The organism is Monashia sp. NPDC004114 (assembly GCF_053603855.1).
Window position 1 is genome coordinate 353197 of record NZ_JBSGGK010000001.1, and the last position, 13640, is coordinate 366836.

Genomic DNA, 13640 nt, shown 5'->3' on the forward strand with positions numbered 1-13640 from the left:
GATCACTCCTGACGGCGGTCACGGTCAGGGGTGCCGACGGTGCTCCAGCCTCGACGGGAGGAGCGGGCGCCGGACACCGGCTGCCGATCGCGGGACCGGTAGACGATGTATGGGCGGAAGAGGTAGTGCAGCGGGGCCGTGAAGGCGTGGACGAGACGCGTGAACGGCCACAGCGCGAAGAGCAGCATCCCGACGATGGCGTGGATGTGGAACTGGATCGGCGCGGACTCCATCGCGGCGATGTCCGGGTGGAAGTAGAAGATCGACCGGAACCACGGCGAGACCGTCTCGCGGTAGTTGTGCGCCTCCGAGCCGGCGCCCACGCTGACGAGCGTGGTCCAGAGGCCCAGGACGATCGCCCCGACGAGGAAGACGTACATCAGCTTGTCGTTGCGGGTCGTCGCCATGAACACGGGTCCCGTGCGACGTCTCCGGTAGACGAGGATGAGAATCCCGACCAGGGTGCAGAGCCCGGCGATGCCGCCGAAGAGCAGCGCGTTGAAGTGGTAGAGGTTCTCGCTGATGCCGAGGGCCTCGGTCCAAGACTCCGGGATGATGAGCCCTCCGACGTGGCCGAAGAAGACCAGCAGGATGCCGAAGTGGAACAGCGGTGACCCGATCCGCAGCAGGCGCGACTCGTAGAGCTGGCTCGACCTGGTGGTCCATCCGAACTTGTCGTAGCGGTAGCGCCAGATCGTGCCACCGACGAGGCTCGCGATGCACAGGTAGGGAAGGACGCCCCACAGGAAGGTGCTCATCGTGACGCTCCCGTTGGTTGGTGAGCCGAGATCGGTTGCAGCGGAAGGAGTCTCGGGTCATAGGGTTCGAGGCCGACGGACTCAGGCGACGGCGGTCCGGTCACGCCCGCCATCGCCATGACCGCGGCGCGGTCGCGAGGCGACTCCCCGGGAAGGGTGGCGCACACTGCAACGATCGCACCGGCATACGGGGACTGTCTCTCCTGCAAGGCGATTCGCAGCAGCTCGAGGCTGGGGCGGTACTCCTCGAGGATGGCCCGACCAGCGTCGGGGTCGGCGCACGCCGCGAACTCGAGCACCATGGGGAGGTAGTCGGGCAGCTCCCCTCGCGTGTCGACGAGGAAGCCACTCCCCCGGTATGCCGCCTTGAACCGTGCCAGCACCTCGCCGCGCCGGCGCGTGTCGCCGTCGGTCCAGTAGGACAGGTAGAGGGCGTGCTTGCGGCTGAGGTCGAACACATCGACGTACACGTTCTGGAGGTCGGCGAGAGGGGTCGACGCGAGGTGAGCGAGTAGTGTTCCGAAGTCCCGCGCTCCCGCCGAGTCACCTTGCTCCGCAAGGGCGTTCGTGAGCATCGGCAGTGACTCGACGAGCTCGGCCGTCGGGTACTCGAGCAGCCGGCCAGCGACGAGGTGGACGACGCGGTTGTCGTCGGCGTCGGGGCGGCCATGCTGCTGACGTCTGCGCGGCAGGCCGATCATGGCGCCGACTCCTCGTCACGCGTCTGCCCTTGCGGTGCCTGCGCAGCGACTGGCGTCGCCTCCGCCTCATGTGTCTCCGGGAAGAGGCCCGGCGGGGTCCCGTTGCCGTCCCAGTTGAGCAGGTTGACCCGACCGCGCAGCTGCCCCGAGCTGGTCGTGGACGCCGCGGTCTCGGCCTGCTGTCGCTGCTTGAGCGCGGCGAACGTCTCGACCGCGACCGGGGCCGGCCTGCCGCTCGCCTCACCGAACGGGCCGGACTCGTACATCCCTGGCCCTTCGTCGTAGTCGAGCGAGCAACCGATCTCCTCGAGCATGTGGGCCTGCTCGACGTGGGCGGTGGGGATGACGTAGCGCTCGTCGTACTTGGCGATCGCGAGGAGCCGGTACATCGAGTAGACGAGCTCATCCGTCATGCCGACCGACTCGGGGATCGAGGGGTCGCCGTCGCGCCCGAGCGAGACGTCCCGCATGTAGGCGCGCATCGCCGCGAGCTTGCGCAGCACCCCGGTCACGACGTCGGTGTCACCGGCCGTGAACAGCTCGGCGAGGTACTCGACGGGGATGCGCAGGGCCTCGATCGCGCCGAACAGGACACCGTGATCCTCGGCATCATGTCCTTGCGACGCAAGGACATCCACCACCGGCGACAGCGGCGGGACGTACCAGACCATCGGCATGGTGCGGTACTCCGGGTGCAGCGGCAGAGCGACGCGGTACTTCTTCGCGAGCGCATAGACGGGCGACCGCCGGGCCGCCGCTATCCAGTCGTCGGCTATGCCGTCCCGCTTGGCCGCTGCGACCACCTCGGGGTCGTCGGGGTCGAGCATCAGGTCGAGCTGCGCCTCGTAGAGATCCTTCTCGTCAGGGGTGGCGGCCGCCTCGGTGACCCGGTCGGCGTCGTAGAGGAACAGGCCCAGGTAGCGCAGCCGGCCGACACACGTCTCGGAGCAGACCGTGGGGAGGCCGACCTCGATACGCGGGTAGCAGAAGGTGCACTTCTCGGCCTTGCCGCTCTTGTGGTTGAAGTAGATCTTCTTGTACGGGCAGCCGGTGATGCACTGCCGCCAGCCGCGGCACCGGTCCTGGTCGACGAGGACGATGCCGTCCTCCTCGCGCTTGTAGATCGCGCCGGACGGGCAGGACGCCATGCACGACGGGTTGAGGCAGTGCTCGCAGATGCGCGGCAGGTAGAACATGAACGTCTTCTCGAGCTCGAAGCGCACTGCGTCCTCGGACTCGCGTCGCAGCTTCGCGACGATCGGGTCGAGGTGGCCGAGCTGGCTGGCGCCGCCGAGGTTGTCGTCCCAGTTCGCCGACCAGGTCACCTTGGTGTCCTCGCCGGTGATGAGCGACTTTGGACGGGCGACCGGGAAGTCGTCGCCGAGTGGTGCCTCGACGAGTGTCTGGTAGTCGTACGTCCACGGCTCGTAGTAGTCGGCGAGCTTGGGCTGGACCGGGCTGGCGAAGATGCCGAGCAGCTTGCGCACGCGGCCCCCGGCACGCAGCTTGAGGTTGTCGTCGCGGCCGAGCGTCCAGCCGCCACGCCAGGTGTCCTGGTCCTCGTAGCGGCGCGGATAGCCCTGGCCGGGCCGCGTCTCCACGTTGTTGAACCAGACATACTCGGTGCCGGCCCGGTTCGTCCAGGCCTGCTTGCAGGTGACCGAGCACGTGTGGCACCCGATGCACTTGTCGAGGTTCATCACCATGCCCATCTGGGCCATGACGCGCATCAGTACGTCACCTCCTGCGAGCGCTTGCGGATCGTCGAGACCATGTCGCGCTGGTTCCCGGTGGGTCCGAGGTAGTTGAAGGTGTAGGACAGCTGTGCATAGCCGCCGATGAGGTGGGTGGGCTTGACGAGCAGTCGAGTCACCGAGTTGTGGATGCCGCCGCGGCGACCTGTCGCCTCAGACTTCGGGACGTCAATCGTGCGCTCCTGCGCGTGGTGCACGTACACCACGCCCTCCGGCATACGGTGGCTGACGATCGCGCGTCCGACGAGAACGCCGTTGGCGTTGACGCACTCGACCCAGTCGTTGTCGGACACGTCGATCGCGCCGGCGTCCTGTGGGCTCATCCAGACGGTCGGGCCGCCACGGGAGAGCGACAGCATGAGCAGGTTGTCCTGGTACTCCGAGTGGATCGACCACTTGGAGTGCGGTGTGAGGTAGCGGACGGTCACCTGGGTGGCGCCGTCCGGCCCGAGTCTCGGCTCGCCGAAGAGACGGTGCATGTCGAGCGGTGGACGGTAGATCGGCAGCCCCTCGCCCACGTCCAGCATCCAGTCGTGGTCGAGGTAGAACTGCATGCGGCCGGTGAGGGTGTGGAACGGTTTGAGCCGCTCGATGTTGACAGTGAAGGGTGCGTAGCGCCGGCCGCCGGTCTCGGAGCCGGACCACTCTGGCGACGTGATGACCGGGACTGGCTGAACCTGGGTGTCTGCGAAGGAGATTCGCTTCTCCTCGGCCCCTTCCGCGAGGTCAACGAGGTGTTTGCCGACGCGTTGCTCCAGTGTCCGGAAGCCTTGCACGGCGAGGTGCCCGTTCGTCGTTCCCGAGAACGACAGGATCGCCTCGGCGAGCTTCTCGTCGGTGTCGATCGCGGGCCTGCCGTCGCCGGCGCCGCCGAGCATGACGCCGTTCTTCTTGGCGAGACGGGCGGCCTCCTCCTCGACTCGGAAGGTGACGTTCTTGACGGTGAAGCCGAGGGTGTCAGCGAGCGGGCCGACGGTCGCGAGCTTCTCCGCGATCGCGGTGTAGTCGCGCTCCACGACCTGGAAGACCGGCATCGACTGGCCCGGGGTGCCGGGGCGGCCGGTGCCTCGCCAGTCCACGACCCTGCCGCCGGGCTGGGCGGTCTCGCCCGCCGTGTCGTGCATGAGAGGCACGCTGACAAGGTCCTTGCGGACGCCCAGGTGCTTGCGCGCGAGACCCGAGAACCGTTCTGCCAGAAGGTGGAAGAGGTCGAAGTCGCTCTTGGCCTCCCAGGGCGGGTCGATCGCCGGCGTGAACGCGTGGACGAACGGGTGCATATCCGTCGAGCTGAGATCGTGTTTCTCGTACCACGTGGCCGCAGGCAGCACGATGTCCGACAGCAGGGTCGTCGAGGTCATCCGGAAGTCGGCCGACAGAAGCAGGTCGAGCTTGCCCTGCGGAGCCTCGTCATGCCACTTCACGTCGGACGGCCTTGGCGTGTTGGGGTTTTCGGTGCCCATCACGTTGGAGTGGGTGCCGAGCAGATGCTTGAGGAAGTACTCGTTGCCCTTGGCGGAGCTGCCCATGAGGTTCGACCGCCACAGCACCAGGGTGCGGGGCCAGTTCTCGGGGGCGTCGACGTCCTCGATCGAGGCTGTCAGCTTTCCCTCGCTGAGGGCATCCGCGACGTATGCCGCTGGGCTGGCTGCCGCTCCCGACTCGACCGCCTGCTGGGCGTCCTCGGCCACCGCGAGCGGGTTGGCAGAGAACTGCGGGTAGAACGGCATCCACCCGAGCCGGGCCGACTGGGCGATGGCGTCGGCCGTGTGCATGCCCCGGAGGTGGCCCTTGGCGAGCGGAGAGGCGAGGGAGTCGGCCGAGTAGCCGTCGGTGCGCCACTGGTCGGTGTGCATGTACCAGTAGGCCGTGCCGATCATGGTGCGCGGCGGGCGTGACCAGTCGAGCGCGTTGGCCAGGGAGATCCAGCCGGTGATCGGGCGGCACTTCTCCTGCCCGACGTAGTGGGCCCAGCCACCGCCGTTGCGACCCATGCAGCCGGTCAGGAGCAGGAGCGTGAGGATCGACCGGTAGGTCGTGTCGCCGTGGAACCACTGGCAGATGCCGGCGCCCATGATGATCATCGAGCGGCCTTGCGACTGCTCAGCATTCGCCGCGAACTCGCGCGCGATCCTGATGCACTGCGCAGCGGGCACGTTCGTGACCTCGGCCTGCCACGCCGGCGTGTACGGCGTCGATGCGTCGTCGTAGCCGGTCGGCCACTCACCCGGGAGCTCTTCTCGCTCCACGCCGTACTGCGCGAGCATGAGGTCGAAGACGGTCGTGACGAGGTGGTCTCCGATGCGGCGCGCGGGGACGCCGCGACGGAGCACGGAGCCCGAGCCGTCGGGCTCGGTGAAGGCGGGCAGCAAGACCTCGATCTTCAGGGCATCGGCTCCGGCCATGGTCAGCGCGGGCCGCACGCCCTCGAGGTCGAGGTTCCAGCGCCCGACGCCGGAGTCGGCGTAGCGGAAGCCCATCGAGCCGTTCGGCACCACCGGCTTTCCGGTGGCCTCATCGAGGATGACTGTCTTCCAAGCACTTTCCGATGCCGTCGGCTCGTAGATGGGCTCGGCGAGGTCTGCGGCCGTGAGGAACTTGCCCGGCACCATCGCACCGACGATCTGGTCTGCTGCGGCCGGGTCGAGGCAGACGAGGAAGGGAAGGTCGGTATACGTGCGCACGTAGTCCGTGAAGAACTCGACCTCGCGGTCGACGAAGAACTCCTTGAGCATGACGTGGCCCATGGCCATCGCGAGCGCGGCGTCGGTGCCCGCCTGGGCAGGCATCCACTCGTCGGCGAACTTCGTGTTGTCGGCGTAGTCAGGACTGACCGTGACGACTTTCGTTCCGCGGTAACGGACCTCGGCCATCCAGTGCGCATCCGGTGTCCGCGTGACGGGGACGTTCGAGCCCCACATCATGAGGTAGGTGGCGTCCCACCAGTCGCCCGACTCGGGGACGTCGGTCTGGTCACCGAAGACCTGCGGGCTGGCCACCGGCAGGTCGGCGTACCAGTCGTAGAACGACGTCATGACGCCGCCGATGAGCTGGATGAACCGTGTGCCGACACAGTGCGACACCATCGACATCGCAGGGATCGGCGAGAACCCGGCGCAGCGGTCGGGCCCGTAGGTCTTGATCGTGTGTACGTGGGCCGCGGCTGCGATCTCGACAGCCTCGCCCCAGGACGCGCGGACGAGACCGCCCTTGCCACGGGCACTCTGGTACCGCCGGCGCTTCTCGGGGTCGCCCGTGATCTCGCCCCACGCGAGCACCGGGTCGCCGAGGCGGGCCTTGGCCTCGCGGTACATCTCGAGGAGCACGCCGCGGACATAGGGGTAGCGCACTCGCGTGGGCGAGTATGTGTACCAAGAGAATGCGGCGCCGCGAGGACATCCTCGCGGCTCGTACTCCGGCCGGTCCGGGCCGACCGACGGGTAGTCGGTCTGCTGGGTCTCCCAGGTGATGATGCCGTCCTTGACGTACACCTTCCACGAGCACGAGCCCGTGCAGTTCACCCCGTGCGTCGAGCGCACGACCTTGTCGTGGCTCCAGCGGTCGCGGTAGAACACGTCGCCGGCACGCCCGCCTTCGCGGTAGACGACGCGGCCGTCCTTCGACTCGTCCCACCTCGTGAAGTAGCGGCCGGCCTTGAGCAGCGCCGCCGAGGCTGGGCCGTCGATCTGGGCCGTGGCCGTCCTGGGGCCACTGCCCTGTCTGCCATCTGCTGGGCCACCGCTGGTCGCGGGCCTCTCACTCTCGCGAGGCGAAATCTGCGGGTCCTCTCGCTCACTCATACGTCCTCAACTCCCCATGTCGAGACGATCTGACAGCCATGAACACCAGGCAACGTCATGGTGGAAGGATCGCACGCCCAGGTCCGCCTCGCACCCTTCTACGACGCTCTGTCGTTGAGATCTACGACACAGTGTCGTAGAAAATCCAACCTCCGCCGCGGACCACCGAGTTTCACCTTCAAAGGATGAGTTCGGTTGGCACGCGTGGCGCCTAGCGTCGAGCTGAGGGGTCAATCCGGCCGCGTGGGCGCCGGTGACATGAAGGAGAGAGTGAATGTCGAGTCAACCTTCACCGACCAAGCTGGCATGGTCCGAGGGCCTCACCGTCTTCGCGGCGTCGCTGCTCATCACGGTCGGCATCTTCCAGGCGCTGCAGGGCCTGGCCGCCATCATCAACGACCAGCGCTTCGTCGTGACCGGCGACTACATCTACAAGTTCGACACCACCACATGGGGCTGGATCCACCTGGTCCTCGGCCTGGCCGCGATCGGCCTCGGCATCGCGCTCATCATGGGCCAGACGTGGGCGCAGATCGTGGCGCTCGTGGTCGTCATCCTGCAGGCCGTGGCGCAGTTCATGTGGCTGCCGTACTACCCCGTGTGGGCGATCGTCATCATCATCCTCGACGTGGCCATCCTGTGGGCGCTCGTGGTCCAGCTAGGCCGGCCGAAGACCGTCTGACCGCTGTCCGCCTGCACCCAGCCCTTGGTGTGCGGCGAGACCGTGATCCTGTTTCGGGGCGTCCTACCTCAGGTTCGTGAGGAGGTAGGACGCCCCGAACGCGTGCCCCGGCAGCCTGCCTCGAAACTTATCGAGAGGCCGTGACCGCGAGACCGTCCGGCATCGCCGCGACAGTGAATGCCGTCAGGTCGGGGATGACGGCATCCGCGCGGTCGAGAGCGTCGGCAGGGTGGGAGGTCGCCACTGCGACGACTCTGGCGCCGGAGGCCCGGCCGGCCTCGATCCCAGCGGGTGCGTCCTCGACGACCAGGCAGCGGCATACATCGACGCCGAGCGTGGCGGCGGCACGACGGTACCCCTCAGGGTCAGGCTTGCCCTGTGACACATCCTCGGCTGAGACCAGGACCACCGGGACGGGCAGCCCTGCTGCGCCGAGCCGGGCGTGCATGAGACGGCGAGGCCCGGACGTCACGGCCGCCCAGCGGTCCGGCGGTAGCGCTTCGAGGAGGGTGCTCGTGGCCGGCAGTGCCGTGATGTCTTCGAGATCCGCGAGCTCCAGCTGCTCGAGCTCGCTCACAGCCGCGGCCTGCTCGGCGGGCGGCAGGAGCAGGGCGATGGTGTCCTCGCTTCGGCGTCCGTGGCAGATCCGCAGGATCTCGTCGGCGTCGAGGCCACGGCCTGCGGCCCAGGCCCGCCAGGTGCGCTCGACGGCGCCCGTGGAGTCGACCAGGGTGCCGTCGATGTCGAACAGGATGGCCTCTACGTCAAACCGCATGCACGTCAACCTATGCGCCGAAGGCGGACCTGGCTCAGATCTGCTCGACCACCGCGGTCAGCTCTCCTCCCGCGTCGCCGGTGTTGACGACTCCGGTGGGCTCGAGGAGCAGCACCTTCACCTCGTCGTCGGCGCGCGGGCAGTGCTCCACGCCGCGCGGCACGACGAACAGCTGACCCGGCCCGAGCGTCACATCGCGGTCGCGCAGCTGGATCGTCAGGCTGCCCTCGACGACGAGAAACAGCTCGTCGGTGTCGTCGTGCGTGTGCCAGACGAAGTCGCCCTTGACCTTGACCAGCTTGACCTCGTAGTCGTTGAGCCGGGCCACCAGCTTGGGTGACCAGTGCTCTGAGAACAGGGCGAACTTCTCGTTGAGGTCCACGGCGTCGGCGGTCATGACGACCAGTCTGCCAAGCCCTCCGCGGTGGCACGCGGACTCAGGGGACGCCGTCGTCATGTCTCGTCCGCCCTGCGGTCGTTCATCAGTCCAGGTCGGCGGCTGCCGCCACGAGCAGCTCCTGAAAGGCACTGGCCAGCGGGGCAGTTCGTGCGGCGGTGGGCGTAAGACTGTGGATCGTGCGGTGGGCGTTGCGGTGACGGAGCGGCCGGTGCGTGAGGCCGGAGTCGCGCCGCAGTGCCATGCGGGACACGAGCGCGACGCCGTACCCGGTGGCGACGAGCGCCTGTGCGACGTCGTATGACTCCGTCTCGAAGCGGATCCTGGGCTCGAACCCGGCCTCGCGGGTGATGCGGTCGAACTGCTGCCGGGCCGCGGTCCCACCGCGGATGACGACCCACGACTCGTCGGCGAGCGCTGCGAGCGAGACCGGTCCGGTCTTCGACGCGAGTGGATGGTCGTCGGCGAAGGCGACCACCATGGGGTCCTCGAGGATGGTCTGCAGTACCAGGTCCGGCCCGGGGTCGGGTGCGGCGTCCCAGGAGGCGAGGACGGCGAGGTCGAGCTCGCCCCTGGCTACGAGGTCGACGGCATCACTCGACTGGATGTCGATGACCGACAGGTCGACGTCCGAGACCTGGTGGCGCAGCGCGGTCATCGCCGGTGGGAGCAGGTGCACGGCCGCGGCCTGGAAGGCGCCCACGCGGAGCCGTCGCACGAGCCCCTGACGGTATGCCGGGAAGGACGCGAGCGCGTCCTCGACCTCGCGGCCGATCCTCCGTCCGTGACCGGCCAGGGCCGCGCCTGCCGGCGTCAGGCGGGCACCGCGGGGGCCGCGGTCCACCAGCCGTGCGCCCCACTCGGCCTCGGCGCGGCCGAGGCGCTGGGAGACCGCTGGGGGCGTGAGCCCGAGGGCCTCGCCGGCCGCCGACAAGGTCCCGTGCTCCTCGATGAGCGCGAGAAGGAGCAGCTGGTCGGCTAAGTCGCTCTTCACAATTCTTCAGACAACCACGAGTTGTCTTACTTTTCCTCACCCACGGATCGGTCCAGGCTTGCGTCGGAAACCACAGGATCGACCGCGAGGACCGGAAATGCTGCTCAGCTTCATCGTCACCACCTGGCTGCTCGCGATGCTGCCCGGCGTCGGCCAGGCACTCATGTTCAGGCAGACGCTGGCGCACGGTCCCCGGACGGCGATCGCCACGATCGTCGGCACCGCGACGGGCCTGCTGATCTGGGCTGCCGCCGCCGGGGCGGGCTTGTCCGCTGCGCTGCTGGCGGACCCGGCCGTCTACCAGGTGCTCACCCTTGCCGGCGGAGGGTTCCTTGCGTACATGGGGCTTCGGAGCCTGTGGGCCGCGCGACGCGGCACGACCGGCGTCCCACCCGACGCGGACGTCTCGGTCACCGACAGCCGCTGGGGCGCGTATCTCGCCGGCCTCGCGACCAACCTCGCGAACCCGAAGGCAGGAGTGTTCGCGATCTCGCTCCTGCCGACCTTCGCCGGTGCCGCAGTCGGGTCGTTCTGGCCGACACTCGGCCTGGGCGCCGTCTGGTCCGCCGTCACGGCGGCTTGGTACGTCGTCTTCGTGGCCCTCGTCTCACGCGGTCGCTCGTTCGTCACCCGGCCCGCAACGCATCGCACCGTCAGGGTCGCCAGTGGGGTCGTGCTCGTCGGCGTCGGCACCGCCGTCGCCCTAGGTCTCTGAAAGGCGCTCGGTGAGCGTGCCCGGCGCCGGTCGGCGTGGACGAGCCACAAGCCCCGCGCGTGCCTCGTGAGCTCGCGATCCGGCATACGGGGACCGCGGCCAGCCTGAGCCGGCGGGCCGAAGGCGTGATCTCACCCCCGGGAGATGAGGACCGGGCAACCCCGCGGCGCCTAGCGTCGTGAAGGGTCGCGGGCTCGAAACGGCCGCCTGCGTGACTCACGCCGACCCGACTCAGGGCGCCACTGACAGGAGATCTCGTGAACGACCAATTCGACGCCCGGAGCATCGGCATCGAGCTCTACACCTACCTGTATCCGCTGGTGACGATGGAGGTCACCCGGCGGCAGATGACCAACGCACCGCTTGGTTCGGTGACCGGCCGCGGACCGATGAACACGTTCGTCCATGTCCGCCAGTTCCCGCCGGCGGACTTCCGCGACGTGGTCCGCCCGAACTTCGACACGCTGTACTCCGTCGCCTGGCTGGACCTGTCGACCGAGCCTCTCGTCGTCTCCGTCCCGGACACCGACGGGCGCTACTACGTGCTGCCGATGTACGACATGTGGACCGACGCGTTCGCTGCGCCGGGTTGGCGCACCACCGGCACCTCGGCGACCTCGTGGGCGTTGCTGGCCCCGGGGTGGGACGGGCGGCTGCCGGACGGTGTCCGTCCGATCCACTGCCCCACGTCGACGGTCTGGGTCATCGGGCGCACGCAGACCAACGGCCCCGACGACTATGCCGCCGTCAACACCGTCCAGGACGGGCTGACGATCACGCCACTGTCCGTGTGGCCTGGAGCGCCGGCACCGGTCAGCGCGATCGTCGACCCCGAGGTCGACAACGAGACGGAGCCGCTCCGGCAGGTCAACGCCATGTCCGTCGTCGAGTACCTGACACTCGGGGCCGACCTCCTGCTCACGCATCCCCCGCACGCCACGGACTTCGCTGTCATCGAGCGCGCCAGGCAGATCGGCTTCCACGCGGGACAGCCGTTCGATGCCGCTGCTCTCGGTGCCGACATCGTGGACCAGCTGGAGCACGTGCCGGCCGATGCCGTCGCCCACATGCAAGCGGTCGTCCCAACGATGGCTCGGCTCGCCAACGGCTGGTCTATGAACACCGACTCGATGGGCGTCTACGGCAACTTCTACCTCAAGCGTGCGGTCATCGCCATGGTCGGTCTCGGGGCCAACCAGGCTGAGGACGCGATCTATCCGCTCCAGGTCGCGACGAGTGACGGTGCGCACGCTGACGGGGAGAACGCCTACACGCTGCACTTCCCGGCTGACCAGCTGCCGCCGTGCGATGCCTTCTGGTCGGTGACTATGTACGACGAAGAGGGTTTCCAGGTGGCAAACCCGATCGACCGATTCGCGATCGGCAGCAAGAACGACCTGCGCCATGACGCGGACGGCTCCCTGACCTTGCTGGTGCAGCACAGCGATCCCGGCGGCGAAGACTCGGCCAACTGGCTCCCAGCACCGGCCGGCCGCTTCTCCCTCTGTATGCGGCTCTACGCGCCACGCCCCCAGGCGCTCGACGGACGGTGGAACCCACCACCGCTCGTCCAAACGTGAGGGGTAGACAGCATCGTCCATAAGTCGTAACTTCTATTTACGATGACTTATGGACCAGACGAAGCGTGGGCTGCGATGGCCGACCGGACGCGCCGGGCGATCGTCATGGAGCTTGCCGAGGGCGAGCGGACGGTCGGGGAGCTCGCCGATGCGCTGCCGGTCAGTCAGCCGGCCGTCTCCCAACATCTCAAGGTCCTCAAGCACGTCGGCATGGTCAGCGACCGGGCACAAGGAACGAGGCGCATCTATCGGCTGAACGAGGCCGGGGTCAGCGCCCTGCGGGATCAGCTCGACACCTTCTGGAGACAGACCATGTCCGGCTTCGCACAGCTGATGGAGGAGGAAGACGAATGACCGAAGCACCAGTGGTGCGCCACGAGGTTGTTGTCCGCGGCACGCCGGCACAGGCGTTCGCCGCATTCACCGAGCGGATGAGCGACATCAAGCCCAAGGAACACAACCTGCTCTCCTCGCCGATCGTCTCGACGACGTTCGAGCCCTATGTCGGTGGCCACATCGTCGACCGCGCCGAGGACGGCAGCGAGTGCAGATGGGCACGGGTGCTGACCTATGAGCCACCGGACCGGCTGGTGTTCAGCTGGGACATCGGTCCGACCTGGCAGCTCCAGCCGCCGGAGAACGCCAGCGAGGTCGAGGTCCGCTTCATCGCCGAAGGCTCGGACCGCACCCGCGTCGAGCTGGAGCACCGCAACCTCGACCGCCACGGGCCCGGCTGGTCGTCGGTCCGGGACGGCGTCGACGACCCGCAGGGCTGGCCCCTCTACCTGGCGCGGTGTGCCGGCCTGCTGGAGGCAGCCTGACCACCGTCGCCGTCGACATCGACCTGTGCACCTGCGGGTGACCGCCCCTCGAGCGGGTCTCGCTGTGGCTCGCGAGCCGGCGAGCCGGCATACCCGCACGGCTGACGACGCGGCATACGCCGGGTGACGCTGGGACGCTCGGCGTGACCTGCTCAGCCGTCGAGTCGGGCGGCGACGTCGGCCGGGAAGCCCCCTGTGGCGATCGGGCCCCAGCGTGTCGGGGTGATGCGGATCAGAGACTTGTCCTGGATGCGCATGGCCTCGCGATACTCGTCCCAGTCCGGGTGCTCTCCGGCGATGCAGCGGTAGTAGTCGACCAGGCCGTCGGCCGCCTCGGGCATGTGCAGGACCTCGGCGTCGCCGTCCACCTGCACCCACGGGCCGTCCCACTCATCTGACAGGACGAGCACCGAGACGTGTGGTTCCTGCTCCGCGTTTCGGGTCTTCGCCCGTGACGGATAGGTCGAGATGACGATTCGGCCCTGGGCGTCCACTCCCCCGGTCACCGGCGATATCTGGGGGCGGCCGTCGCGACGAGCGGTGGCAAGGAGCAGATGATGGCGTGGACGCACGAAGTCGATGAGCTCTGGCAGCTCGACGGTGCTGTTGGTCGCAATGGATCTGGCCATGAAGGCACCCTACGAGCCGCCAGCAGCGCAAGCGGTG

General features: G+C 68.2%; 13 protein-coding genes. 5 read left to right on the plus strand and 8 right to left on the minus strand.

Going from position 1 to position 13640, the window contains the following annotated elements; all coding sequences use genetic code 11:
- Positions 1-2: 2 nt before the first annotated feature.
- From narI to ACWEOW_RS01505, 4 genes are read right to left on the minus strand one after another with little or no spacing between them, the layout of a single operon-like run.
- The gene (gene narI / locus ACWEOW_RS01490; RefSeq protein ID WP_452267368.1) at positions 3-758 is read right to left on the minus strand and encodes a respiratory nitrate reductase subunit gamma; all 756 of its coding nucleotides are present in this window, start codon (positions 756-758) and stop codon (positions 3-5) included.
- A complete protein-coding gene (gene narJ / locus ACWEOW_RS01495; RefSeq protein ID WP_452267369.1) occupies positions 755-1459 on the minus strand; it encodes a nitrate reductase molybdenum cofactor assembly chaperone in 705 nt (234 codons plus the stop codon). The genes narI and narJ overlap by 4 nt, the downstream gene beginning before the upstream one ends.
- On the minus strand, positions 1456-3189 hold the full coding sequence (gene narH, locus ACWEOW_RS01500) for a nitrate reductase subunit beta (RefSeq protein WP_452267370.1): 1734 nt from the start codon (positions 3187-3189) through the stop codon (positions 1456-1458). The genes narJ and narH overlap by 4 nt, the downstream gene beginning before the upstream one ends.
- Positions 3189-7010 carry a nitrate reductase subunit alpha gene (locus tag ACWEOW_RS01505; protein WP_452267371.1) on the minus strand — a complete coding sequence of 1274 codons (3822 nt, stop codon included), beginning with the start codon at positions 7008-7010 and terminating at the stop codon, positions 3189-3191. Before ACWEOW_RS01505 ends, narH begins: the two co-directional genes overlap by 1 nt.
- Positions 7011-7284: 274 nt before the next feature.
- On the opposite strand from ACWEOW_RS01505, the gene ACWEOW_RS01510 reads away from it, so the two are divergent.
- Positions 7285-7692, plus strand: coding sequence for a DUF7144 family membrane protein (locus tag ACWEOW_RS01510; RefSeq protein WP_452267372.1), 408 nt, complete (start codon positions 7285-7287; stop codon positions 7690-7692).
- Positions 7693-7819: 127 nt separating this feature from the next.
- On the opposite strand, the gene ACWEOW_RS01515 is transcribed toward ACWEOW_RS01510, so the two are convergent.
- The 3 genes from ACWEOW_RS01515 to ACWEOW_RS01525 form a co-directional block, all read right to left on the minus strand.
- Positions 7820-8467 (minus strand): HAD-IA family hydrolase, encoded by a 648-nt coding sequence (locus ACWEOW_RS01515; protein ID WP_452267373.1) that lies wholly within the window; start codon positions 8465-8467, stop codon positions 7820-7822.
- Positions 8468-8501: 34 nt separating this feature from the next.
- The gene (locus ACWEOW_RS01520; RefSeq protein WP_452267374.1) at positions 8502-8864 is read right to left on the minus strand and encodes a cupin domain-containing protein; all 363 of its coding nucleotides are present in this window, start codon (positions 8862-8864) and stop codon (positions 8502-8504) included.
- Positions 8865-8949: 85 nt separating this feature from the next.
- On the minus strand, positions 8950-9858 hold the full coding sequence (locus tag ACWEOW_RS01525) for a LysR family transcriptional regulator (RefSeq protein WP_452267375.1): 909 nt from the start codon (positions 9856-9858) through the stop codon (positions 8950-8952).
- A gap of 97 nt (positions 9859-9955) precedes the next feature.
- Here ACWEOW_RS01525 and ACWEOW_RS01530 point away from each other — a divergent pair, with 97 nt between their 5' ends.
- The 4 genes from ACWEOW_RS01530 (at position 9956) to ACWEOW_RS01545 (ending at position 12974) form a co-directional block, all read left to right on the plus strand.
- Positions 9956-10573, plus strand: a complete 618-nt coding sequence (locus tag ACWEOW_RS01530; protein WP_452267376.1) for a LysE family translocator — start codon at positions 9956-9958, stop codon at positions 10571-10573.
- Positions 10574-10830: 257 nt separating this feature from the next.
- A complete protein-coding gene (locus ACWEOW_RS01535) occupies positions 10831-12153 on the plus strand; it encodes a DUF1254 domain-containing protein (protein WP_452267377.1) in 1323 nt (440 codons plus the stop codon).
- Between the two features lie 42 nt (positions 12154-12195).
- Positions 12196-12507, plus strand: coding sequence for an ArsR/SmtB family transcription factor (locus ACWEOW_RS01540; protein WP_452267378.1), 312 nt, complete (start codon positions 12196-12198; stop codon positions 12505-12507).
- Positions 12504-12974 (plus strand): SRPBCC family protein, encoded by a 471-nt coding sequence (locus tag ACWEOW_RS01545; RefSeq protein ID WP_452267379.1) that lies wholly within the window; start codon positions 12504-12506, stop codon positions 12972-12974. Before ACWEOW_RS01540 ends, ACWEOW_RS01545 begins: the two co-directional genes overlap by 4 nt.
- Before the next feature lie 152 nt (positions 12975-13126).
- On the opposite strand, the gene ACWEOW_RS01550 is transcribed toward ACWEOW_RS01545, so the two are convergent.
- On the minus strand, positions 13127-13603 hold the full coding sequence (locus ACWEOW_RS01550; RefSeq protein ID WP_452267380.1) for a PPOX class F420-dependent oxidoreductase: 477 nt from the start codon (positions 13601-13603) through the stop codon (positions 13127-13129).
- Positions 13604-13640: the final 37 nt, after the last annotated feature.